21 protein-coding genes are annotated in these 23,424 nt (G+C 71.8%); 12 read left to right on the forward strand and 9 right to left on the reverse strand.

Going from position 1 to position 23,424, the window contains the following annotated elements:
• Nucleotides 1-109 precede the first annotated feature (109 nt).
• The 3 genes from rfbC to STRCI_RS37120 form a co-directional block, all read right to left on the reverse strand.
• Nucleotides 110-706: a dTDP-4-dehydrorhamnose 3,5-epimerase gene (gene rfbC, locus STRCI_RS37110; RefSeq protein ID WP_269663382.1), complete on the reverse strand. Its 597-nt coding sequence runs from the start codon at nucleotides 704-706 to the stop codon at nucleotides 110-112.
• Nucleotides 707-711: 5 nt separating this feature from the next.
• Complete coding sequence (locus STRCI_RS37115) at nucleotides 712-2,637, reverse strand: glycosyltransferase family A protein (RefSeq protein ID WP_269663383.1); 1,926 nt, start codon at nucleotides 2,635-2,637, stop codon at nucleotides 712-714.
• A gap of 300 nt (nucleotides 2,638-2,937) precedes the next feature.
• A complete protein-coding gene (locus tag STRCI_RS37120) occupies nucleotides 2,938-4,038 on the reverse strand; it encodes an XdhC family protein (RefSeq protein ID WP_269663384.1) in 1,101 nt (366 codons plus the stop codon).
• 305 nt (nucleotides 4,039-4,343) lie between these two features.
• On the opposite strand from STRCI_RS37120, the gene STRCI_RS37125 reads away from it, so the two are divergent.
• The 4 genes from STRCI_RS37125 to STRCI_RS37140 all read left to right on the forward strand — a co-directional run bounded on the left by STRCI_RS37125 (nucleotide 4,344) and on the right by STRCI_RS37140 (nucleotide 10,321).
• The gene (locus tag STRCI_RS37125; protein ID WP_269663385.1) at nucleotides 4,344-6,371 is read left to right on the forward strand and encodes an elongation factor G; all 2,028 of its coding nucleotides are present in this window, start codon (nucleotides 4,344-4,346) and stop codon (nucleotides 6,369-6,371) included.
• A 64-nt stretch (nucleotides 6,372-6,435) separates the two neighbouring features.
• On the forward strand, nucleotides 6,436-8,292 hold the full coding sequence (locus STRCI_RS37130; protein ID WP_269663386.1) for a cellulase family glycosylhydrolase: 1,857 nt from the start codon (nucleotides 6,436-6,438) through the stop codon (nucleotides 8,290-8,292).
• Between the two features lie 59 nt (nucleotides 8,293-8,351).
• On the forward strand, nucleotides 8,352-9,131 hold the full coding sequence (locus STRCI_RS37135) for a MerR family transcriptional regulator (protein ID WP_269663387.1): 780 nt from the start codon (nucleotides 8,352-8,354) through the stop codon (nucleotides 9,129-9,131).
• Nucleotides 9,128-10,321: a glycosyltransferase gene (locus STRCI_RS37140; RefSeq protein ID WP_269663388.1), complete on the forward strand. Its 1,194-nt coding sequence runs from the start codon at nucleotides 9,128-9,130 to the stop codon at nucleotides 10,319-10,321. Before STRCI_RS37135 ends, STRCI_RS37140 begins: the two co-directional genes overlap by 4 nt.
• On the opposite strand, the gene STRCI_RS37145 is transcribed toward STRCI_RS37140, so the two are convergent.
• Entirely contained in the window at nucleotides 10,322-11,572 is a 1,251-nt protein-coding gene (locus STRCI_RS37145; protein WP_269663389.1) for a YncE family protein, read from the reverse strand. It lies immediately after the preceding gene.
• Between the two features lie 181 nt (nucleotides 11,573-11,753).
• On the opposite strand from STRCI_RS37145, the gene STRCI_RS37150 reads away from it, so the two are divergent.
• The gene (locus STRCI_RS37150) at nucleotides 11,754-12,410 is read left to right on the forward strand and encodes a TetR/AcrR family transcriptional regulator (protein WP_269663390.1); all 657 of its coding nucleotides are present in this window, start codon (nucleotides 11,754-11,756) and stop codon (nucleotides 12,408-12,410) included.
• Between the two features lie 15 nt (nucleotides 12,411-12,425).
• Here STRCI_RS37150 and lpdA read toward each other — a convergent pair whose 3' ends face one another.
• The 4 genes from lpdA to ctaD all read right to left on the reverse strand — a co-directional run bounded on the left by lpdA (nucleotide 12,426) and on the right by ctaD (nucleotide 17,273).
• A complete protein-coding gene (lpdA, locus tag STRCI_RS37155) occupies nucleotides 12,426-13,838 on the reverse strand; it encodes a dihydrolipoyl dehydrogenase (RefSeq protein ID WP_269663391.1) in 1,413 nt (470 codons plus the stop codon).
• A gap of 125 nt (nucleotides 13,839-13,963) precedes the next feature.
• On the reverse strand, nucleotides 13,964-15,172 hold the full coding sequence (locus tag STRCI_RS37160) for a glycosyltransferase (RefSeq protein ID WP_269664741.1): 1,209 nt from the start codon (nucleotides 15,170-15,172) through the stop codon (nucleotides 13,964-13,966).
• A gap of 47 nt (nucleotides 15,173-15,219) precedes the next feature.
• A complete protein-coding gene (locus STRCI_RS37165) occupies nucleotides 15,220-15,534 on the reverse strand; it encodes a hypothetical protein (protein ID WP_269663392.1) in 315 nt (104 codons plus the stop codon).
• A 20-nt stretch (nucleotides 15,535-15,554) separates the two neighbouring features.
• Nucleotides 15,555-17,273, reverse strand: a complete 1,719-nt coding sequence (gene ctaD / locus STRCI_RS37170) for an aa3-type cytochrome oxidase subunit I (protein ID WP_472926754.1) — start codon at nucleotides 17,271-17,273, stop codon at nucleotides 15,555-15,557.
• Here ctaD and STRCI_RS37175 point away from each other — a divergent pair.
• Complete coding sequence (locus STRCI_RS37175) at nucleotides 17,272-17,805, forward strand: RNA polymerase sigma factor (RefSeq protein WP_269663394.1); 534 nt, start codon at nucleotides 17,272-17,274, stop codon at nucleotides 17,803-17,805. The genes ctaD and STRCI_RS37175 overlap by 2 nt on opposite strands.
• Complete coding sequence (locus STRCI_RS37180; RefSeq protein ID WP_269663395.1) at nucleotides 17,798-18,754, forward strand: CU044_5270 family protein; 957 nt, start codon at nucleotides 17,798-17,800, stop codon at nucleotides 18,752-18,754. Before STRCI_RS37175 ends, STRCI_RS37180 begins: the two co-directional genes overlap by 8 nt.
• A 117-nt stretch (nucleotides 18,755-18,871) precedes the next feature.
• On the opposite strand, the gene STRCI_RS37185 is transcribed toward STRCI_RS37180, so the two are convergent.
• Nucleotides 18,872-19,237 (reverse strand): nuclear transport factor 2 family protein, encoded by a 366-nt coding sequence (locus STRCI_RS37185; RefSeq protein WP_269663396.1) that lies wholly within the window; start codon nucleotides 19,235-19,237, stop codon nucleotides 18,872-18,874.
• Between the two features lie 171 nt (nucleotides 19,238-19,408).
• Between STRCI_RS37185 and STRCI_RS37190 the strand changes: the two genes are divergently transcribed.
• The 5 genes from STRCI_RS37190 (at nucleotide 19,409) to STRCI_RS37210 (ending at nucleotide 23,423) form a co-directional block, all read left to right on the forward strand.
• Entirely contained in the window at nucleotides 19,409-19,702 is a 294-nt protein-coding gene (locus STRCI_RS37190) for a hypothetical protein (RefSeq protein WP_269663397.1), read from the forward strand.
• A 68-nt stretch (nucleotides 19,703-19,770) separates the two neighbouring features.
• The gene (locus tag STRCI_RS37195; RefSeq protein ID WP_269663398.1) at nucleotides 19,771-20,685 is read left to right on the forward strand and encodes a DNA-3-methyladenine glycosylase family protein; all 915 of its coding nucleotides are present in this window, start codon (nucleotides 19,771-19,773) and stop codon (nucleotides 20,683-20,685) included.
• Nucleotides 20,686-20,783: 98 nt separating this feature from the next.
• Nucleotides 20,784-21,620 carry an SDR family oxidoreductase gene (locus STRCI_RS37200; protein ID WP_269663399.1) on the forward strand — a complete coding sequence of 279 codons (837 nt, stop codon included), beginning with the start codon at nucleotides 20,784-20,786 and terminating at the stop codon, nucleotides 21,618-21,620.
• An 88-nt stretch (nucleotides 21,621-21,708) separates the two neighbouring features.
• Complete coding sequence (locus tag STRCI_RS37205) at nucleotides 21,709-22,794, forward strand: S-(hydroxymethyl)mycothiol dehydrogenase (RefSeq protein WP_269663400.1); 1,086 nt, start codon at nucleotides 21,709-21,711, stop codon at nucleotides 22,792-22,794.
• A complete protein-coding gene (locus tag STRCI_RS37210; protein WP_269663401.1) occupies nucleotides 22,794-23,423 on the forward strand; it encodes an MBL fold metallo-hydrolase in 630 nt (209 codons plus the stop codon). The genes STRCI_RS37205 and STRCI_RS37210 overlap by 1 nt, the downstream gene beginning before the upstream one ends.
• Nucleotide 23,424 lies beyond the last annotated feature (1 nt).

Here is a 23,424-nt window from a genome sequence, read left to right on the forward strand (position 1 = left end):
CGTCTCCTCACCGAGAAAGGGCCGTCACATCACCGCCGACGATGCCGTGCCCCCCTCGCAACCGGCTCAAGCCCCGGCCCAAATGCGTCGAGCGGCACCTCGTCGGGCGTCAGCGGTCGCGCAGCCGCCAATAGTGGGCGGTGCAGTCCTCGTACGACGGCAGGCGGCCGGTGCGCAGGGCCTCGGCCAGGGTCGGGGCCTCGGCGTCCTTCGGGGAGAGCACCGGGGCCACGCTCTCGGGCCAGGGCAGGGCCAGGTCCGGGTCGAGCGGGTGCACACCGTGCTCCCGGTCCGGGGCGTAGCCGGTGGAGCACAGGTAGACGACGGTCGCGTCGTCGGTGAGCGCCATGAAGGCGTGCCCGAGGCCCTCCGCCAGGAACACCGCGTGCCGGGTGACGTCGTCGAGGCGCACCGCCTCCCACTGGCCGAACGCCGGGGAACCGGTGCGCAGATCGACCACCACGTCCAGGACGGTGCCGCGCACACAGGTGACGTACTTGGCCTGGCCGGGCGGCACATCGGAGAAGTGCACCCCGCGCACCACGCCCCGCCGGGAGACGGAGCAGTTGGCCTGCGTGAGCGTGAGGTCGTAGCCGGTGGCCTCGCGGAACTCCTCGCTGCGGTACCACTCGTGGAAGCTGCCCCGGTCGTCCGGGTACAGCTTGGGCTCCAGCACCCAGGCTCCGTCGATTCCCAGTGCGCGCAACCCCGTCACCTCCGTACGGTCTTGAACAGGGACTTCGCCTTGCGTGCCAGCCGCCGCAGCACCCCCGGCCGGGGCATGCGCCGCACATGGACGCCCTGGGCCCGCGAGCGCAGCGCGAACGGCAGCGTCAGCAGCCGAGGTTCGGACGCGTCCGGCACCGGGCCGAGCGCCGTCCGCCAGGTCGTCCCGCCCATCACCAGCGCGGGCAGAGCGGCCGTCAGCAGGGCCCCGGAGCCACCGGGCGCCGGGGAGAGGGTGGCGGCCGCGTCCAGCGACTTGCCCCGCGCGGTCAGCCGCAGCAGCACCTCGGTGTCGTCCGGCACGTACAACGGCAGCGGCGCGCTGAGCCGGTCGTGCGTGACGGTGACCGCCTCCAGCGCGACGCGGCCGAGCCCGAGGCTCCGGCTCGCCCGGTCGACGTCCAGCGCGAGCGCGGTGTGCCGGGCGGTCCAGTACGGCAGCACCACCCGGCCCGCGACGACTCCGGCGGGCGCCGTGGGGCGTTCGGCGCGCGGTGCCGGGGCCAGCCGGCACTCCTTGGTCCAGCCGCCCAGCTTGACCCGGACCACGGTGTCCCACAGCCCGCCGCCCAGGACCGCGTCCCCGGCCGCGTGCGCCGGGTCGACGGTGGCCGTGGCCCGCAGCACCAGCCGGAACTTGCCCCGCTCCGCGGTCGGAACGGTCTCCCGGGTGAACTGCACGGGCTGGAAGTACTGGGCGGCGCTGGCGCGTTGACGCAGCAGCAGATCCGCCCGGGCGGAGCCGAACCGGGAGACGGTGTCGGCGCCCACCCAGGAGATCGCCTCAGCGACGTCCTTCGGCGGGGACTTCAGCGGATCACCGCCGCCCGCGGCGCTGAAGGTGAGCGGCGCCCCGCCCGAGTGGACCTCCGCGGCGAAGGAAACCCGCAACGTGCCGTCCTGCCACTCAAGACCCTCGGGTACGGCCTTCAGCACGACGCCCGCCTCCCACTCGGCGAACGCCTCCACATCGGCGTACCGGTCGGCGGCGATCAGCGCGGCCACGACTTGCTGGGTGGGCTGGAGCCCGCTCGCCACGCCGGGCCCGAACCGCTCGACGACCACGGCGTGGATCTCCCGGAACATCTCCTTGCGGTAGTCGGCGGGCATGGCCAGCAGCCGCTTGCCGCGCATCCGTTCGACCATCTCCACCCGCAGCCAGCGGCGGAACAGCCGGTCCCGCAGCGGTCCCGGCTCGGTGTACCGCTCCACGACGTCCAGGGCCTCGCGCAGGTTCTTGAAGTAGCCGACCGGGTCGAAGCGCTGGAAGCCCGCGTTGGCGGCGTCGTCCCGGCGGACGTGGTAATAGCAGACGTAGTCGCTGAGCACCGAGACGTTCGCCGCACGCAGGAACGCCTCGGTGACGAAGACATGGTCCTCAAGGCGCCGCCTGCCCTCGGGGAAGCGCAGGCCGATGCGGTCGAGGAAGGCGCGGCGGAACATCTTGTGCGGGGTCAGGCTGTCGATCAGCGGGGCGCTCTCGAGGGTGGCCCGCGGATGGTTGCGGCGGAACAGCTCCACGGGCACCCCGCGGCCCTGACCGGCCATCTTGCCGACCACCACATCGGCGTCGTGCGCCACGCCGTAGTCGTGCATCCGCTCCAGGGCCTCGTCGCCGAGGTGGTCGTCGTTGTCCACGAACATCACGTACTCGCCGCGGGCGGCGGCGATACCGACGTTGCGGGGCTTGCCCGACCAGCCCGAGTTCTCCTGGTGCACCACGGTCACCCGGGGGTCCTCGGCGGCGAGTTCGTCGAGGCGGGCGGGGGTGTCGTCGGTGGAGCCGTCGTCGACGAAGATCAGCTCGTACTCGTCGGCGGGCAGGGACTGCCGCAGCAGCGAGGAGACGCAGTCCTCGATGTACGCCCCCGGGTTGTACACGGGAACGATGACGCTGACCTTGATCGGCATCGCGCTCGATGTCCCCTCGGGTCGTCGACTGCCTGGTTGGGTGCGGCACGGTGCGTCTCCGATGCTAACGCGCTCCGCTCGGTCAGCCTCGTTCAAGGGATGCCGGGGACTGTTCGTGGTGGTGTGCGGCGCCGTTGTGGCTGGTCGCGCAGTTCCCCGCGCCCTTTGGCGGTGCTTTCGTACCGCGTGTTGCCAGCGCCGGACGCGTAGTACCAGGGCGGCTGCTGCCAGGGGTGGGCCGTTGCGACGAGCCACGGGAAGTGCGGCCGTTCGGGTGAGGCCGATCGGTGCGGGCGGCGATCAGGGCGCGGGGTGGATCGCACCCTCCGTCACGGTCAGCGGGGTGCCGGTGCCGCCCCAGCGCAGGGCGACGATCTCGGCGGCCACCGACACGGCCACCTCCTCGGGCGTACGGGCGCCCAGGTCCAGGCCCACCGGCGAGCGCAGCCGGGACAGTTCGGCCCCGGTCAGCCCGGCCGCGACCAGGCGCCGCCGCCGGTCGTCGTGGGTACGGCGACTGCCCATCGCCCCGATGTATGCGGCGGGTCTGCGCAGCGCCTCCTCCAGCAGGGGCACGTCGAACTTCGGGTCGTGGGTGAGCACGCAGATCACGGTGCGCTCGTCGGTGTCGGTGCCGTTCAGATAGCGGTGCGGCCAGTCCACGACGACCTCCACGCCGTCCGGGAAGCGCTTGGGCGTGGCGAAGACGGGGCGGGCGTCGCACACGGTGACCCGGTAGCCGAGGAAGTCCCCGATCCGGGCCACGGCGGCGGCGTAGTCGATCGCGCCGAAGACCAGCATCCGCGGTGGCGGGGCGAAGGAGTGCAGGAAGACGGCGACTGCGTCCTCCCGGCGCTCGCCGTGCGGCCCGTAGTGACGCGACTGGGTGACCCCGAGGGCGAGTTCGCCGCGCGCGTCGGCGGTGACCGCCGCGTCCAGGCCCTCCGCTCCCAGGGTGCCGAGCACCCGGTCGGGCCAGACCGCGAGCGTCGCCCCGCGCGGCGCGGGCCCGTCGGTCACCGATGCCACGGTGACCGGCTCACCGGCGGCGACGGACTCCGCAACGGCGTGGAAGGAGGGATCGGAGTCGGCCGTCACCGGACGCACCAGCAGCGTGATCTCGCCGCCGCAGGTCAGCCCCACCGCGAAGGCGTCCTCGTCGCTGTAGCCGAAGGTCTCCAGCCGAGCCTCGCCGCTGGCCACCACCTCCTGCGCCAGCTCGAACACCGCTCCCTCGACACACCCGCCCGACACACTCCCCACGACCTCGTCGTCCGGCCCCACGGCCATCGCCGCCCCCGGATCACGCGGCGCGCTGCGGCTCGTCGCCACGACCGTGGCCAGGCCGAAGGGGGCTCCGGCCGTGTACCAGCCGTTCAGCACAGGGAATACGTCACGCATCCTCGACCCCTCTCACCACCGGTCCGCACCCGGGAGGCCAGCGGGCCAGGAACATCGTCGGGCCGGGTGTGATGCACATCACTCTATGGCGGCGCGGTGGGGGGCGAGCGCTGCGGCAGGGGTTTGTTGAGCGTTAATCCATTGCCGGTGCGGGGCCGGTTCTGCTGCACTGCACGGGTTCTGCCGCGCCGCTTCTGCCGCGCCGCGCAGGATCCGAGCCGTCACGCAACGAGGAGCTTCCATGCGCACTGCGTTCATGTCCCGCCAGGAAGGAACGACCCCCTCATCGAAGGACATGACGCTTCGTGCCGTTGCTCAACCTCGGAATCCTCGCCCATGTCGACGCCGGTAAGACCAGCCTGACCGAGCGGCTGCTGCACTCGGTCGGGGTCATCGACGAGATCGGCAGCGTCGACGCCGGGACCACCCGGACCGACACCCTCGCGCTGGAGCGCCGGCGCGGGATCACCATCAAGTCCGCCGTCGTCTCCTTCCCGGTCGACGACGTGACGGTCAACCTCATCGACACCCCCGGTCACCCGGACTTCATCGCCGAGGTGGAGCGGGTGCTCGGCGTGCTCGACGGCGCCGTGCTCGTCGTCTCCGCCGTGGAGGGCGTGCAGGCGCAGACCCGGGTCCTGATGCGGACCCTGCGCCGCCTCGCCATTCCCACCCTGGTCTTCGTCAACAAGATCGACCGGCGCGGGGCCCGCGAGGAGGACGTCCTGCGCGAGCTCGCCCGGCGCCTGGGCGTCGCGGTCGCGCCGATGGGCCGTACCGCCGGACTGGGCACCCGGGAGGCCGCGTTCACCCCCGGAGCCGGACCGGCCGCCCTCGACGCGCTCGCCGACCACGACGACGACCTGCTCACCGCCTACGTGGAGAACACCGTCTCCCCGGACCGGCTGCGCACCGCCCTCGTCGAGCAGACCCGGCAGTGCCTGGTGCACCCCGTGTACTTCGGCTCGGCCGTCACCGGCGCGGGCGTGGACGCGCTCGTCGGCGGCATCAAGGAGCTGCTCCCCGCCGCCGACGGCGACCCCGGGGGTCCGCTCTCGGGCACCGTCTTCAAGGTCGAGCGGGGCCCGGCGGGGGAGAAGATCGCCTACGCCCGGATCTTCTCCGGAACGCTCCGCGTCCGCGCCCCCGTGGCGTTCGGCTACGGCCGCGGACAGGGCTTCGGCGACGCCGGGCGGGACGACCTCGGCGACGCTTGCCGGGAGGGCAAGGTTACCGCCGTCAGCGTCTTCGAGCACGGCGCCGACGTCCGCCGCGACGCGGTCCCGGCGGGCCGGATCGCCAAGCTGTGGGGCCTGGCCGACATCAGGATCGGCGACGCGCTCGGCTGCCCCCGCAAGGCGGACAGCCACTTCTTCGCCCCGCCCACCCTGGAGACGGTCGTCGTCCCCGGGTCCGGCACGGACCCCCGGGCGCTGCACGGCGCGCTCACCCAGCTCGCCGAGCAGGACCCGTTGATCGGCCTGCGCCACGACCAGGTCCGCCGGGAGATCTCCGTCTCGCTCTACGGCGAGGTGCAGAAGGAGGTCGTGCAGTCCACGCTCGCCGACGAGTACGGCCTCGACGTCACCTTCCGGGAGACGACCCCGCTGTGCGTCGAGCGGCCGGTCGGCACCGGCGCCGCCGTCGAGTTCAACGCCAAGGACCCCAACCCCTTCCTCGCGACGGTCGGCCTGCGCGTCGCCCCCGCCCCGGAGGGCACCGGAGTCTCCTTCGCGCTGGAGGTGGAGCTCGGCTCCATGCCGTACGCCTTTTTCAAGGCCGTCGAGGACACCGTCCGTGAGACCCTCGGGCAGGGCCTGCACGGCTGGCGGATCCCCGACTGCGCGGTCACCATGACCCACTCCGGCTACTCGCCCCGGCAGAGCCACGCCCACCAGGGCTTCGACAAGAGCATGTCCAGCACCGGCTACGACTTCCGGGGGCTGACCCCGCTCGTCCTGATCGAGGCGCTGCGCCGGGCGGGCACGCGGGTGCACGAGCCGATGCACCGCTTCCGCATCGAGGCCCCGGCCGACACCCTCGGCGCCCTGCTCCCGGTGCTGGCCGGGCTCGGCGCGGTCCCGGGGGCCACCGAGACCCGTGGAGAGACCTGTGTGCTGGAGGGCGCGGTGCCCGCGGCGCGGGTGCACGAGCTGGAGCAGCGCCTCCCCGGGCTCACCCGGGGCGAGGGCGAGCTGGAGAGCGCCTTCGACCACTACGCGCCGGTCACCCGTGGCGCGGTCCCGGAGCGGGCGCGCACCGACCACAACCCGCTGAACCGGAAGGAGTATCTGCTCAACGTGACGCGGCGGATGGGCAGTCGAGCTGACTGATAGTCAACTTACTCGTGAGTCAGAAGTGTTGACGGGGCCCGGGAGTCGCCGGACTGTAGGGAACATGCCAACTACACGTGCGCGTGTGCTCGTTGTGCTGGTCCTCCTTCTCGGACTCCTGACGGTGGCCGGACCCCGCCCGGCCACCGCCGCCCCCACCCTCCCCGACTCCCTGTGGTTCGACGAGACGGCGCTGACCGTGCGGAACGGCCGTTTCACCGACGGCCACGGCCGTGAGGTCGTGCTGCGCGGCTACAACGTCTCCGGCGAGACCAAGCTCGCCGAGAACCGCGGACTGCCCTTCGCCTCGGTCGCCGACGCGCGGAAGTCCGCCACCGCGCTGCGCGCCCTCGGCGGCGGCAACACGGTCCGCTTCCTGCTCTCCTGGGCCTACGCCGAGCCGGTGCGCGGCCAGGTGGACACCGCCTATCTGTCCGCCGCCACCGCCCAGATCGGCGCCTTCCTCGACGCGGGCATCCGCGTCTACCCCGACTTCCACCAGGACCTCTACTCCCGCTGGCTCTTCGACGCGGACAGCTGGTACACCGGCGACGGCGCCCCCAAGTGGGCGGTGGACCTGGGCGACTACTCGGACGAGTACTGCGGGATCTGCCCGTTCTGGGGCCAGAACATCACCTCGAACGCGGCGGTGACGGAGGCGTCGTACGACTTCTGGCACAACACCCACGGGCTCCAGGACTCCTTCCTCGCGACGGCCCAGAAGGTGATGGCGCACCTCAAGCAGAATCTCGGCGCCGCCCGGTTCACCGGCGTCGTCGGCTTCGACCCGTACAACGAACCGCACCCGGGCGTCCTCGACTCCGGGCAGACCAGCCGGACTTGGGAGCGGGACGTGCTGTGGCCGTTCTACGAGCGGTTCCGGGCGCGGATGGACGCGGCGGGCTGGCAGGACAAGCCGGCCTTCGTGGAGCCGAACCTCTTCTGGAACGCCAACCTCGACTTCCAGCGGCAGGAGGGCGGACTGCTCGACGCCGGACAGCTCGGACCGCGCTATGTCTTCAACACCCACTTCTACGACCAGAAGGCCATCTCCGGGATCTTCATGTGGGGCAAGGCGCAGGACGGGCAGTACACGGGTGACTTCGGCACGGTCCGCGACCGGGCCGCGGCGACCGGGACCCCCGCGATCGTCAGCGAGTTCGGGCACCCGCTGTCCGGCAGCGTCGCCGACAAGGCCCCGACCGTCCTGAAGGCGATGTACCAGGCGCTCGACTCCCGGGTGAAGGGCGCGAGTTGGTGGTCGGACCCGACCGCCTCGGGCCCCGTGCTGTCCGGCAGCCAGTGGCAGTGGGACATCTACAGCGGCCGCCACCACGAGCTGATGAACGGCAACCCCGACAAGGTGCTCACCGCCGGGGACGCCTGGAACGACGAGGACCTCTCCGCCGTCCGCCTCGACGACTCCGGCACCCCCGTCCTGCGCCAGGACGCCCGCCTCCTGGACCGCCTCCACCCGAGCGCCACCTCCGGCACCACCGTCGCCTTCACCTACGAGGACCGCTCCCGCGACGGCTCCACGACCCTGACCTGGAACCCGGTGCCCAGCTCCCTGCCGAACGTGGCCCGCCTGGTCGGCACCGGCCAGTACGGCCTGCTGATGTGGCGCTCCGGCAGCGGCTCGGCGCCGACCGAACTCCACCTCCCGGCGTCCTTCCCGACCGGCTCCACCGCCGTCGTCTCCGACCTGGGCACGGCGTACGCCCCACCGGCCTACACCTCGACGGCCCCCGTCGCCGTGGCCCCGGAACCCGGCGGCACCGGCAGCCGCCGCCTCCTGCTGACCGACGCCGACTCGGGCGCCGCGCACTACGCGCTGGTGACCAACGGGGCCACGAACCCCTCGGCGGACCTGCTGGCCGCGGCCCGCTCCGAACTCACCGCGTGGGCCGCCGCACAGTGACCGGTTGACCCTCCCCTTACGTCAGGCGGCACGCTGTACAGCGACGGAAGGGCAGGTGGATGAGTTACTCCGTGGGGCAGGTCGCGTCCTTCGCCGGGGTGACCGTGCGCACGCTGCACCACTACGACCGGGCGGGACTGCTCTCGCCCAGTGGCCGCAGCGGCGCCGGTTACCGGCTCTACGACGACGGTGACCTGGCCCGGCTCCAGCAGATCCTCTTCTACCGCGAACTCGGCTTCTCCCTCGACGAGATCGCCGGGATCCTCAAGGACCCACAGGCCAACGCACTGGAGCAGCTGCGCTCCCGGCTGGGACAGTTGAGTGCGGAGATCGACCGCCTCAAGCGCCTGACCGAGGTCGCCGAACAGGCCATCGAGGTCCAGCAGACGGGTGTGTCCCTCACTCCCGAGGAGCGCTTCGAGGTCTTCGGCGAGATCAGTTTCGACCTCAGCTATGCCACCGAGGCACAGCTCAAGTGGCAGGACTCCGCGGGGCAGCGGGAGTCGATGGCCCGTGCCGCCGCGCACAGCAAGGAGGACTGGAAGCAGCTGATGGGGGAGGCCGCGGCCTGGCGCGCTGAGCTGCTCGCCGCCTTCGAGGAGGGCGAACCGGCGGACTCCGAGCGGACGATGGACCTCGCGGAGGAGCACCGGCTGCACATCGCCCGCTGGTTCACCCACTGCCCACCGGACATGCACTGCCGGATCGCCGACGACTTCGCCGCCGACCCACGGGCCTTCGCCCTGGTCGTACCGCCGTCGCAGCAGCGGCCCGGCCTCGCGGCCCATCTCTGCAAGGCCGTGCACGCGAACGCGGCCCGCCGGACGGTGACCGAATGAGGATCCTCGTCGCGGCCGCCGGATCGCGCGGCGACGTCGCCCCGTACACCGGCCTGGGCGCCGCACTCCGCCGAGCGGGGCACCACGTCGCCATCGCCACCACCGACGCCTTCGCGCCCCTCGTCCAGCAGGCGGGCCTGGACTTCCGCACCCTGCCCGGCCGCCCCGCACCCCACGGCGACGTCTCGGACAGACGCGAACTCATGTGCGCCGCGGCCGACTTCGTCACCGCACTGGGCCAGGGCTTCGTCGAGGCGGTGGACCCGGACACGGACCTGCTCCTGCTGTCGGCCACCACGGCACCGCTCGGCTGGCATCTCGCCGAGGCCACCGGCGTACGAACGGCCGGCGCCTACGTCGTACCGGCCCACCCGACCGGCGACTTCCCACCCGTGATCATGGCCGGACGTTCCCTGGGCCGCCTCGGCAACCGTACGGCCGGCCGCTTCGCCCTGCGCATGGCCGACCGCGTCTATCGGCAGGGTGTCGCCGGTCTCCGCGACCGGCTGGGCCTGCCACCGCTGTCACCCGCCGCGATGCGCCGACGCCAGGAAGAGGCCGACTGGCCCGTCCTGTACGGCTTCAGCACGGCCCTCGTACCGCGCCCGGCGGACTGGCGGCCCGGCCTGGACGTCGTCGGCGCCTGGTCGCCGTACGTCGCACCCGACGCGACGCTTCCCGCGGAGCTGGAGGACTTCCTGGCCGCCGGGGCGCGGCCGGTGTTCATCGGGTTCGGGAGCATGGCGGGCGCCGACGCGGAGCGGCTCAGCGGGATCGCGGTGCGGGCGCTGCGGCGCGCGGGGCTGCGGGGGGTGCTTCAGCTCGGTTCCGACGGCCTCGCGGACGACGACATCCTGACCGTCGGCGACGTACCGCACGCCCTGCTCTTCCCGCGCACGGCCGCCGTCGTGCACCACGGCGGAGCGGGCACCACGGCAGCCGCCCTGCGCGCCGGGGTGCCCGCGGTGCCCGTCCCGGTGGCGGCGGACCAGCTCTTCTGGGCCGGTCGCCTCGCCGCCCTGGGCGCCGCCACCGCGCCCATGCCCTTCGCCTCGCTCACCGAGGAGCGGCTGGCCGAGGCGCTGAGTGAGGTGGTGCGCCGCCAGGCCTGTGCCCGTGCCGCCGCCGTCGCCGCCCGGCACATGGCGGCGGAGGACGGCACGGGAGCGGTCCTGAAGGCGCTGGGCTGATCAACGGGCCGACGGGGACGTCCAGTTCGCCTGGACGTGCCCGAGCCGGACGCGCTGGGGGTGGTCGCCGACGGAGACGGACACCTGCTTGGCGCCGGTGGCGAAGTCGATGGCGGTGACCTGGTCGGTGCCGCTCTCGGAGACCACGCACGACTTGCCGTCCCCGCTGACCGTCGCCCAGTAGGGCTTGGACGCGGTGACCAGCGGGCCCTCCTGGAGGGTGGCGCGGTCCACGACGGTCGCGTAGTCGTCCATCGTGCCCGCGACACACAGCTTGCGGCCGTCCGGGCTCATCGAGATCCCGTGGTGGCGCGAGTCGTTGACGAAGGTCGTGCGGTCGTCGCTGGTCGCCGGGTTCTTCGGCAGTGTCTTGGTGCGCACGATCTTGTCGGTGGCGAGGTCGTACTCGAAGAAGCCGTTGAAGAACGACACCTGGAAGTAGAGCTTGGTCTCGTCCGGCGAGAACACGGCCGGCCGGACCGCGTCGGAGTAGTCGGTCAGCCCGATCGCGTCCAGCCGCTGCCGCATGTCGATGACCTTGACCCGCTGGTACGTCGTCGCGTCGACGACCGTGATGTACCGGTTGCCCTTCGTCCAGTCCAGCCAGGGGGCGTCGGTCTGCGTGTTCACATCGCCGATCCCCATGTTGTAGATGTACTTGCCGTCCTGAGTGAAAATGTTCTCGTGCGGCTTGTCGCCGGTGCCGAACTTGCCGAGCTCCTTGCCGGTCTCGATGTCCAGCACATGCACGGTGTTGGAGGTCGAGGCCGACACCGCGACCCGCTTGCCGTCGGGGGAGACCGCCATGTGATCGGAGCGGTAACCCGACACGTGGAAGCGCCAGTTGACCGCGCCGGTGGCCAGGTCGAGGGAGACGACGTCGGCGAAGCTCGGCCGGGAGACCACCACCGAGGTGCCGTCGGGGGTCGAGTACATGTCGTCCACGAACTGGTCGTGGCCCTCGCCGACGCTGTTGCGGATCGCCATGAAGTAGATCCACTTGATCGGGTCGGCGTTGATCTCCGCCATCCGCTGGTTCTTGTCGGGGATGACGTTGATCCGCCCGATCTTCGCGAAGTCCCCGCTGGAGCGGATGACATCGGCGGTGCCGTCCCAGTTGTTGCCGACGAACAGCACCTCGCGCAGGGCGGCGGCGTCGGAGTCCGCCGAGGCGGCGGTCGCGGGGGCGGTGACGGTCAGGGCCAGGGCGGCGGCGAGGGCGCAAAGGTGCCTGGTTCTGAAGGCAGGCATGGGGGCTCTCCTCTGGACGGCGGGTGGCGTGCGGGTCGGTCATGACGTGCGCATGCCAATGAGGGGAATCTGAATACAAGGTCGTTCAGAGTTTGACTTACTGGAAAGTAAGGAGCGGGGGGCCTTCTCCACAAGACTGCGTACACGACAAAATGGTGGACGGCGAAGGAGAGGAGGGGCGTTGGCGGGCAGGCTCAGGGCGCCGACCGGCCGTTACGGCGGCAAGTCGGCGGAAGAACGCAAGGCCGAGCGCCGCAGCCGCTTCCTCGACGCCGCGCTGCAACTCTTCGGCGACACACCCGGCTACCGGGCCACCACCGTCGCGGCGCTGAGCGAGGCGGCCGGGCTGTCCACACGCCAGTTCTACGAGGAGTTCCGCACCCTGGAGGACGTCCTCGCCGCCCTCCACCTCCAGGTCAACTCCTGGGCGGAACAGGCCGTCCTGGCCGGTGCGGCGGACGTGGGGGACGCGCCGATCGACGAGCGGGCCGCCGCGATCTTCCGGGCCTACGCGGCCAATGTGACCGCCGATCCGCGCCGGATCCGCATCACCTTCGTCGAGATCATCGGCGTCAGCCCCCGCCTGGAGGAGCAGCGCCTGGCCCGCCGCTCCCGCTGGGTCGACCTCATCTGCGCCGAGGCGCGGGCCGCCGCCGCCCGCGGCGAGGCGGCCCGGCGCGACTACCGCATCGCCGCGACCGCGTTCATCGGCAGCGTGAACGGCCTGCTGCACGACTGGAGCGCGGGCTGGGTCGACGCCACCCTGGACGAGGTCGTGGAGGAACTCGTCCGCCAACTGCTGGCCATACTGCGCCCGGTGGGATGGCAGGAGGCGTAGCCCGCGTCCCGCCGGTCACATGTTGATCATGTGGCCGGCCAGCCCGTGCACGGCCTCCTTGACGGCCTCGCCGAGCGTCGGATGGGCGTGGACGTTGCGCGCCACCTCGTGGACCGTGAGGTCCCACTGCTGGGCCAGGGTGAGTTCCGGCAGCAACTCGGTGACGTCCGGGCCGATCAGATGGCCGCCGATGAGCTCGCCGTACTTCGCATCGCTGATCAGCTTCACGAACCCGGTGGTGTCCCCGAGACCGTGGGACTTGCCGTTGGCGGTGAAGGGGAACTTGGCGACCTTGACGTCGTATCCCAGCTCGCGGGCCTGGGCCTCGGTGTAGCCGAAGCTGGCGATCTGGGGCTGGCAGTAGGTGGCGCGCGGGATCATCGCGTAGTCCAGCTCCATGGTCTCCGCGTCGGCGATCGTCTCGGCGGCGATCACGCCCATCGCCTCTGCGGTGTGCGCGAGCATCAGCTTCGCGGTCACGTCGCCGATGGCGTAGATGTGCGGGACGGACGTGCGGCAGCGCCCGTCGACGTCGACGGCACCCCGCTCGGTCACCGTCACGCCGGTGTTCTCCAGGCCGTAGCCGCTGACGTTCGGGGCGAAGCCGATGGCCTGGAGGACCTTGTCGGCCTCCAGGATCCGCTGGGCGCCGTCCTTGTCCGTGACCGTGACGCGGACCTGGGGACCGGAGTCGTCGATGGCGTCCACCCGGGTGGAGGTGAGGACGTCGATGCCCAGCTTCCGGTACTGGCGGGCGAGTTCGGCGGAGACCTCGGCGTCCTCCAGGGGCGCCATGCGGTCCAGGAACTCGACGACGGTGACCTTCACACCGTAGTGGTGCAGGACGTAGGCGAACTCGATGCCGATGGCACCGGCGCCCGCGATGACGATCGACTGCGGCAGGTCCTCGGCGAGGATCTGATCCTCGTAGGTCACCACCCGCGCACTGCGCTTGGTGCCGGGCAGCAGCTTGGGCGCGGCTCCGGTGGCGATGATGCAGTGCTCGAAGCCGATGGTCCGGGTGTTGCCGTCGCGGCCGGCGACCTGGAGGGTGTGCGGGTCGAGGAAGGTGCCGCGGCCGTCCAGCTCGGTGATCTTGTTCTTCTTCATCAGGTAGTGGACGCCCTTGACCCGGCCGTCGGCGACCTTGCGGCTGCGGCGGAACGCCTCCCCGTAGTCGAAGGACACCTGCCCGTCGACCCGGATGCCGAAGGTCTTCGCCTCGTGGGTGAAGATGTGCGCCAGCTCGGCGTTGCGCAGCAGGGCCTTGGTGGGGATGCAGCCCACGTTCAGGCACACGCCGCCCCAGTACCGCTCCTCGACGACCGCGACGCGCTTGCCCAGTTGTGCGGCGCGGACGGCGGCGACGTAGCCGCCGGGCCCGGCGCCGAGTACGACGACGTCGAATCGCTCGACCTGCTCGTCCATGCGAGGTCCCTCTTCCCATCGGATCGGTTCCCGTTCCGTGGGGGATTGTTCCTCTCTGTCGTGCGAGGCGCCACAGAGATCAACTCCATGTGGCGGAGATCGCCCGACGAGTACGGGAGACGCCCCTACCCGGCGAGCCGCTCCACCGCCGCCAGCACCGGCGCCGTGCCGTCCTCCGCCCGGATCCGAACGCCCAGGGCCCGCGCCCGCTCCCGGTGCCCGGGATCGCGTACGGCACGGTCGAGGGCCGGGGCCAGGAGCTGCGCCGTCAGAGCGCGCAGCGGCACCCGGCGTGGCGCCACACCGAGGGTGACCAGCCGCTCCGCCCAGAATCCCTCGTCGAACTGGATCGGCACGGGGACCGCCGGAACCCCGGCCCGCAGCCCTGCCGCGGTCGTCCCCGCGCCCGCGTGATGGACGACGGCGGCCATCCGCGGGAACAGCGCGGAGTGCGGCACCTCGTCGACCGTCAGCATGTCGTCGCCGTCGGCCGCCAGACCGCCCCACCCGCGCTGGAACACCCCGCGCAACCCCGCCCGCCGCAACGCCCGCACGATCTCGGCGCTCAGCGCGGCCGGGCCGGGCACGGTCGCACTGCCCAGACCCACGAACACCGGCGGCTCACCCGCGTCGAGGAACTCCTCGATCCGCGCGGGCAGCCGCTCATCACGGTCGTACGGCCACCAGTACCCGGTCACGTCCAGACCTGACGGCCAGTCCCGAGGGCGGGGCACCACCAGCGGGCTGAAGCCGTGCAGCACGGGCAGCGCGCGGCCACCGTGGTTGCCGCGCGGCAGCCCCAGCCGGGCTCGTACCGACGGCACCGTCGAGGCGAAGATCCGCTCCATCAGCAGATTGACCCCGTGCCCGGCGAACCGGTTGCCGAGAGCGCCCCAGGAGGCGGCCCCGAGCACGGGCGGCGCGAACTCGCGGGTGGGGGCCAGGGGCTGGAGATAGAGGCCCAGGCAGGGCAGGCGCAGCCCTTCGGCGATGGTCCGCCCGAGCGGTCCCAGCGAACTGGAGAGCAGCAGGACATCGCAGGCCCGGGCGGCGGCCACCAGGTCGTCCGTCATGCGCCCCACCACCGCCCGCGCCAGCATGGCCACGCGCATCAGCTTCCCCACGCCGGTCGCGCTGCGGTGCAGCCCCCGGCCGCGGGCGGAGTGCAACTCCGCCCGCGGATCGACGGGGAGGGGATGGAAGCGGAGTTCCGAGCCCGCCACGAGCGGCTCGAAGCAGGCGTGGGTGACCAGGGTGACCTGGTGTCCGCCCCGGGCCAGGGCCTGACCCAGACCGGTGTAGGGAGCCACGTCGCCCCGGGAGCCCGCCGTCATGATCGCTACGCGCACGACGGCCAGTATGGCCCCGCGAGCCGCTCCCCTCAGGACACCACGGCGACGATTCCCGCCACGGCCACAAGACCGGCGCAGGCCAGCAGCCCCGCCGCGAGCATCCGGCACCGCAGGACCCGGTAGCGCTCCTCGTACTCCGCCCGCAGCTCCCGCGCCCGCTCGGCCGTACGCTCCCAGGACCGCCGGGCGAGGGCCAGATACTCCGCCTCGAACCGCCGCTCCAGCTCCGCCCGCTGAGCCTCCGTCAGCCAGGGATCCAGCGGGGCGCAGAACCTCCCGGCGGCGGTGCGGCCCTCCTCGCGGGTGGCCTCGACGAGCAGGAAACCCTCGATACGGTCGACCATCCCGCGGCTCTCCCTCGTGCTCACCGCGCGCTCAACTCCCGTACCGGGACCGGGGCCTGCGGATGGTGGAGGTCGAAGGCCGGGGATTCACCGCGGATGCGGGGGAGCGCGGCGAAGTTGTGGCGCGGCGGCGGGCAGGACGTCGCCCACTCCAGCGAGCGGCCGTAGCCCCACGGGTCGTCGCTCTCGACCCGCTCGCCGTACTTGGCGGTCTTCCACACGTTGTAGAAGAACGGCAGGAAGGACAGGCCGAGGACGAAGGTGAAGATCGTCGACACCGTGTTGAGCGTGGTCAGGCCCTCCACCGCCAGATAGTCGGGAATCCGGCGCTGCATCCCGTTCGCGCCCAGCCAGTGCTGGACCAGGAAGGTGCCGTGGAAGCCGACGAACAGCGTCCAGAACGTGATCTTGCCGAGGCGCTCGTCCAGCATCTTGCCGGTGAACTTCGGCCACCAGAAGTGGAAGCCGGAGAACATCGCGAACACCACGGTCCCGAAGACGACGTAGTGGAAGTGCGCCACCACGAAGTACGAGTCCGACAGGTGGAAGTCCAAGGGCGGGGAGGCGAGCAGCACTCCCGTGAGGCCGCCGAAGACGAAGGTGATGAGGAAGCCGGTGGCCCAGAGCATCGGTGTCTCGAAGCTCAGTGAGCCCTTCCACATGGTGCCGATCCAGTTGAAGAACTTCACACCGGTCGGGACCGCGATCAGGAAGGTCATGAAGGAGAAGAACGGCAGCAGGACTCCGCCGGTGACGTACATGTGGTGCGCCCACACCGTCACGGACAGGCCCGCGATGGAGATGGTCGCCGCGATCAGGCCCATGTAGCCGAACATCGGCTTGCGGGAGAAGACCGGGATGACCTCGGAGATGATGCCGAAGAACGGCAGGACGATGATGTACACCTCTGGGTGTCCGAAGAACCAGAAGAGGTGTTGCCACAGCAAGGCGCCGCCGTTGGCGGAGTCGAAGATGTGGGCGCCGAACTTGCGGTCCGCCTCCAGCGCGAACAGCGCCGCGGCCAGGACCGGGAAGGCCAGCAGGACCAGGACACCGGTCAGCAGCACGTTCCAGGTGAAGATCGGCATGCGGAACATCGTCATGCCGGGTGCGCGCATGCAGATGATCGTGGTGATGAAGTTGACCGAGCCGAGGATGGTGCCGAAGCCGGAGAAGGCCAGACCCATGATCCACAAGTCGGCGCCGATGCCCGGGCTGCGGACCGCGTCCGAGAGCGGGCTGTAGGCGAACCAGCCGAAGTCGGCGGCACCGTCGGGGGTCAGGAAGCCGCCCACCGCGATCAGCGAGCCGAACAGGTACAGCCAGTAGGCGAACATGTTCAGCCGCGGGAACGCCACATCGGGGGCACCGATCTGCAGCGGCATGATCCAGTTCGCGAAACCGGCGAACAGCGGCGTCGCGAACATCAGCAGCATGATCGTGCCGTGCATCGTGAACGCCTGGTTGAACTGCTCGTTCGACATGATCTGGAGCCCGGGGCGGGCGAGTTCGGCGCGCATGAACAGCGCCATGACGCCACCGACGCAGAAGAACGCGAACGACGTGATCAGATAGAGCGTTCCGATCGCTTTGTGGTCGGTGGTGGTAAGCCACTTGATTTGGTCTCTCACGACCCGCCTGTGTCCGCGGCCGGAGCGGACGTCACACTCGACGGACGGGACAAGAATCACCGAACCCGGGTGTGACGATCCCGGGGATGCCGGACACGAACGGGACATGAGCAACGACGAGACCTTCGCCGCTGCCTATCGCGAGCACTACTGGGCGGTCAGCCGCTATGTCGCGCGCCGCCTCGACGGCCGTACGGACGAGGTCGAGGAAGTGGTGGCGGAGGTGTTCACGGTGGCCTGGCGGCGCCGTGCCGATCTGCCGGCGGCCCCGCTGCCCTGGCTGTACGGCGTGGCACGCAACTGCCTGGCGAACGCGGTACGCGGGCAGGGGCGCCGCCGGCGACTGGTGCGCAGGATGGGCAACGACGACGCGGCACACAACCGGCACATCGAGGCGGGCCCCGACGCGGACGCCCCCGGCGCCTGGGTGCACGACGCGCTGGCCCGGCTCTCCCCGGCCGACCAGGAGGTCCTGCGGCTGACGGCCTGGGAGGAACTCGGCATCGAGGAGGTGGCCGTCGCCCTCGGCTGCGGCAACCGCGCCGCGTCCATGCGGCTGCACCGGGCCCGGCGCAGGCTGAGAGCCGAGATCGACCGCCTGTGCCCCACGACCCCCGCGAAGGAATACGGCCATGGCTGACGAACTCGAACTCCTGCGTGCCGCCAACCCGGTGCCCACCGACGGCCCCCACTACGGCGACGGTCCCCTTGACCACCGTGCCGAACGGCGCCTGCACGACCTGACGCGGACCCCGGCCGCCCGACGGCGGCCCCGGCTGGTGTGGGGGCTCGCGGCCACGGCCGTCGTCGCCGCGCTGGTGTCGGCGCTGCTGTTCAGCGACCGCACCACCGTTCCCGCGGTCGCCGCGCCCCGCCCCCTCGTGGTGCGCGCCGACGCCACCCCCGTGACCCTCCAGACCCTGGCCGCACGGGCCGAGGCGGCGGCCGACGGATCGCCGGAGCTCCGGAAGGGCACACATGTGCAGTCGTGGAGCCTGGGGATGAGCGACGACAAGCCACCGATCACGCTCCCCGAGGAACGCGTCGTGCGGTGGCGGGCCGACGGCAGCCACACCGAACTCGTCGTGGCCACCGACCCACGCCACCCCGCGCGGCCGGTCCTCAGCGGCGACGGTGGGCTGGTCGACGACGGCCATGTCCTCAGCAGCCGCACCTACCCGCCCAGTTGGAGCGACGCCCCGCCGCAGTCGCCGCCGCCGGACGACGCCGGGCGGCTGCGCGTCTACCTGCGCGAGGCGACCCACGGCGCGACCGAACCGGACACCGGTGAACTCCTCTACTCCGTCCAGGTGTTGCTCGACACCTGGACCCTCGGCGACCGGGAGTCCGCGGCGCTCGTCCGGCTCCTCGCGGAAACCGACGGGCTCCGGCCGGCCGGGCAGGTGACCGACCGGCTCGGGCGGCGCGGACAGGCGTACGTCCACGACCGGTCCGGCACCCGGCAGATGCTGATCATGGACCCGGCCACCGGCGCCGTACTCGGGCTCGAGACCACCTTCACCCGGGCGCAGCCCGAATATGGCGTCAAGGCCGGCGAAGTGATGGAGTACAGCGCCTGGACGCGCTGATCAGACCCCGAGCTGCCGGGCCGCGGCGGTCACCGTCTGCTCCGGCGTGGGCTGCTCCCCGGTGGTGCTCCACCTCAGCGCCAGTCGCGGCCCTCCCTCACGTAGACCGAGCCCGGCTCACTCGTCCCAGGCCTGGATCATCGTCTGCTCGACGATCTTGCCGTCCCGCAGGGACGCCATCGACTCGGCGAGCACACGCACCCCGTCCGAGTACTCACAGGACTCACTGAAGGCGATCATGTCGCCGTCGACGACACAGCGCTCCATCTTGTGGGTCATGTCGCGGCTGTAGACGTCCTCCAGCAACTCGCTGATCTCGTCACGGCCGTGCAGGACCCGGGGACTGCTGGGCTGGGTGTTGCGGTCCACGACGCGCAGTTCGGCGTCGTCCGCGTAGAGCGACAGCAGTGTCGTCGCCGTATCTCCCTCGATGCCCCGGCGCAGGGCTTCGGTGTCGAAGCCGGGGCTTGCCGCACTGCCCATGGTGACCTCCTCACAGGCCGGCGGTCCTCGGGAGTGCGGGCCGCGACGACCTCTCCTATCGAGGCTCCTCCGTCCCGGCGGCCTCGGCAAGCCAGCCGGGCCGGTCCGCCTGACGAGTGAGGCGCGCCCCGCGGCCGTGACCGGCGGGGTCCCGTCCGCGTTGCTCCGAACATGATCTCAACACGTCGTATCGTCGCCGCCGTCGGTCTGGCCGCCTCGGTCACCGGCCTCGCCGCACCCATGGCGAGCGCGGCCGAGGCGGACGCCCACGCCGGGGGCCTCAGCCCGATCCGCATGCTCGACTCGCTCACCGTGAGCGACATCCCCGAGGAGCACAAGGCGGCGCTCCCGCGGCCCTCCGAGCAGCTCAACCAGCTCAACCGCGTACACGAGCTGAACCAGCTGCACCAGGTCACCGATCTGGCCGCCCCGGTGACGGGCCTGCTCCCCGGCATCGAGTACTGACCTGCCGCACCCCTGAGGGCCGTCCGCACACCGGGCGGCCCTCGGCATGTCCCGGGAGGGCGACAGCGATGCCACAGCGACCGGACCGTTCGGTGCACTGGCAGCCCCCGTTCCCCGTGAACGCGCGGCTGACGCTGTCGAGCCTGCGCCGCGGCCCCCACGACCCCACGCACCGGGTCGAGCCCGACGGCACCCTGTGGCGCACCGCGCGCCCCGCCTCCGGACCCGTCACCTACCGCATCCGCCAGCAGCGCCCGGACGACCTCCGCATCGACGCCTGGGGACCCGGCGCCGCCGAACTCGCCGACTCCGTCCGCCGCGAACTGGGTGAGGACGACCGGCCCGAGCTGTTCCGCCCTGCGCATCCGGTACTGCGCGGTGCCGTGCGCCGGCTGCCCGGCCTGCGGGTGCCCCGCACGGGACGCCTCTTCGAGGCCCTGGTGCCCGCGGTGTTCGAGCAGCGCGTCGTGGGCCTGGACGCCGCCGCCTCCTTCACCCGCCTGATCCGCAGATACGGCGAGCAGGCACCCGGCCCCGCGCCCGCCGGGATGCGGCTGCCTCTGCCGCCCGGGACCTGGCGCACGATCCCCAGCTGGGAGTGGCGCGCGGCGGGAGTCGACCTGCACCGCTCCGCCACCGTCATCGAGGCCGCGCGGCACGCGGTACGGCTCGACCGGTCCGCCGCCGATCCCGCCCGCGCCTACGACCTGCTGGCGAAGCTGCCCGGCGTCGGCGTCTGGACCGCTGCCCAGGTCGGCCACCGCGCACTGGGCGACGCGGACGCCCTGCCGCTGGGCGACTACCACCTCGCCACGATCACGGGCGTTGCCCTGCTCGGCAGGCCGCTGGCGGACGACGAGGTCGAGGCCTTCTACGAGCCCTTCCGGCCACACCGCTACCGCGTCGTCCGCCTCCTCGAACTCAGCCCTGGAGCGGCACCGCGCCGGGGATCCAGGGCACCGAGGGCGGGGCCGTTCCGCTAGGGCGGAGGCAGCCGCTCGATGGCGTGTCATCGCCGGGGGACCGCACACACGTCTGATACGGATCTTCTTCTGCCCCCCTCGCCCAGCAAGGAGAACCCATGGCCCCGACCTATGCCGTCACCGGTGCCTCCGGCCGCCTCGGCGGGCGGATCGCCCGACGGCTGGCCGCCGCCGGACTGCCGCAGACCCTTCTGGTCCGCACCCCCTCCCGCGCACCCGAACTGCCCCGCGCCACCGCCGTGTCCGGCGCCTACGACGACCACGGCGCCGTCGCCCGCGCCCTGCGCCCCACCGACCGCGTCCTGATGGTCTCCGCCTCCGAGACCCTCGACCGGGTCCAGCAGCACCGCACCTTCATCGACGCCGCCGCCGCGGCCGGGGTCGCGCATCTGGTGTACATCTCCTTCTACGGCGCCGCCCCCGACGCGACCTTCACCCTGGCCCGCGACCACTGGCACACCGAGCAGCATCTGCGCGCCAGCGGAGTGCCGTTCACCTTCCTGCGGGACAACCTGTACGCCGACTTCATGCCCGCCCTGGTCGGTGAGGACGGCGTGATCCGCGGTCCCGCCGGCGCCGGACACGCCGCCGTGGTCGCCCAGGACGACATCGCCGACGCCGCCGTAGCCGTCCTGCGCGACCCGGCCGGGCATGTCGGCCGTACGTACGAACTGACCGGCCCCGAGGCGCTCGGCCTCACCGACATCGCGGCCACCATCGCCGCCGTCACCGGGCGCCCCGTCTCGTACGTGCCGGAGACGGTCGAGGAGGCCTACGCCTCCCGCAAGGGCCACGGCGCCCCCGACTGGCAGCTCGACGCCTGGGTCTCCACCTACACGGCCATCGCCGACGGCTCGCTGGCCGCAGTGACCAGCGCGATCGAGGACCTGACCGGACATCCCGCCACCCCCCTGGAGCAGGTGCTCAGGGCTTGACCGGCTTTCGCCCACCACGTGCCGTTTCCGATCAGTCACGCGTAGGGTCGGGGACAGCACATCGGCCCAGGGAAGAGAGGTCAGCACCATGGCGCAGCAGGTACGCGGCGTGATCGCACCCGGCAAGGACGAACCGGTACGGGTGGAGACGATCGTCGTCCCCGATCCGGGGCCGGGCGAGGCCGTCGTACGCGTCCAGGCCTGCGGTGTCTGCCACACCGATCTGCACTACAAGCAGGGCGGGATCTCCGACGAGTTCCCCTTCCTGCTGGGCCATGAGGCCGCGGGCGTCGTCGAGTCGGTCGGCGACGGCGTCACCGATGTCGCGCCCGGCGACTTCGTCGTCCTCAACTGGCGTGCGGTGTGCGGGCGTTGCCGGGCCTGTCTGCGCGGGCGCCCCTGGTACTGCTTCGACACCCACAATGCCACGCAGCGGATGACCCTCACCGACGGCACCGAACTCTCCCCGGCCCTCGGCATCGGCGCCTTCGCGGAGAAGACGCTGGTCGCGGCCGGACAGTGCACCAAGGTCGACCCGGCAGTCTCCCCGCAGGTCGCGGGTCTGCTGGGCTGCGGGGTGATGGCCGGGATCGGCGCCGCCATCAACACCGGGCAGGTGGGCCGCGGCGACACGGTCGCGGTCATCGGCTGCGGGGGCGTCGGCGACGCCGCCGTCGCCGGGGCGAGCCTGGCGGGCGCCGCGAAGATCATCGCCGTCGACATCGACGACCGCAAGCTCGACAAGGCCCGCACCATGGGCGCCACGCACACCGTGAACTCCCGGCAGGCCGACCCGGTCGAGACGATCCGCGAACTCACCGGCGGCTTCGGCGCCGACGTCGTCATTGAGGCGGTGGGCCGCCCCGAGACGTACCAGCAGGCCTTCTACGCCCGCGACCTGGCCGGCACCGTCGTCCTGGTCGGTGTCCCCACCCCCGAGATGAAGCTCGAACTGCCCCTGCTGGACGTCTTCGGCCGCGGTGGCGCCCTGAAGTCCTCCTGGTACGGCGACTGTCTGCCCTCCCGGGACTTCCCGATGCTGATCGACCTTCATCTGCAAGGCCGCCTGGATCTGGAGGCGTTCGTGACGGAGACCATCGAACTCACCGACGTGGAGAAGGCCTTCGAGCGGATGCACCAGGGTGACGTCCTGCGCTCGGTGGTGGTGCTGTGATGGCCGCCCGCATCGAACGCCTGGTCACCTCGGGGCAGTTCAGCCTCGACGGCGGCACCTGGGACGTCGACAACAACGTCTGGCTCGTCGGCGATGACCACGAGGTCGTCGTCATCGACGCCGCCCATGACGCGGACGCCATCGCCGAGGCCGTCGGCGACCGCAGGCTGACCGCCATCGTGTGCACCCATGCCCACAACGACCACATCGACGCCGCCCCGGCCCTCGCCGACCGCACCGGCGCCACCATCTGGCTGCACCCCGACGACCTGCCGCTGTGGAAGCAGACCCACCCCGACCGCGACCCCGACGCCCACCTCCTCGACGGCCAGGTCATCGAGGCCGCCGGCGCCGACCTCCGCGTCCTGCACACCCCCGGGCACGCGCCCGGCGCGGTCTGCCTGTACGACCCCGGACTCGGCGCCGTCTTCACCGGCGACACCCTCTTCAAGGGCGGCCCCGGCGCCACCGGCCGCTCCTTCTCCCACTTCCCGACGATCATCGACTCGATCCGCGACCGCCTGCTCGCGCTCCCGCCCGAGACGAAGGTCCTGACGGGCCACGGCGACGACACGACCATCGGCGCCGAGGCCCCGCATCTGGAGGAGTGGATCGCCCGGGGCCACTGAC

It is taken from the genome of Streptomyces cinnabarinus, assembly GCF_027270315.1.
In the GTDB taxonomy this organism is placed as follows: Bacteria; Actinomycetota; Actinomycetes; order Streptomycetales; family Streptomycetaceae; genus Streptomyces; species Streptomyces cinnabarinus.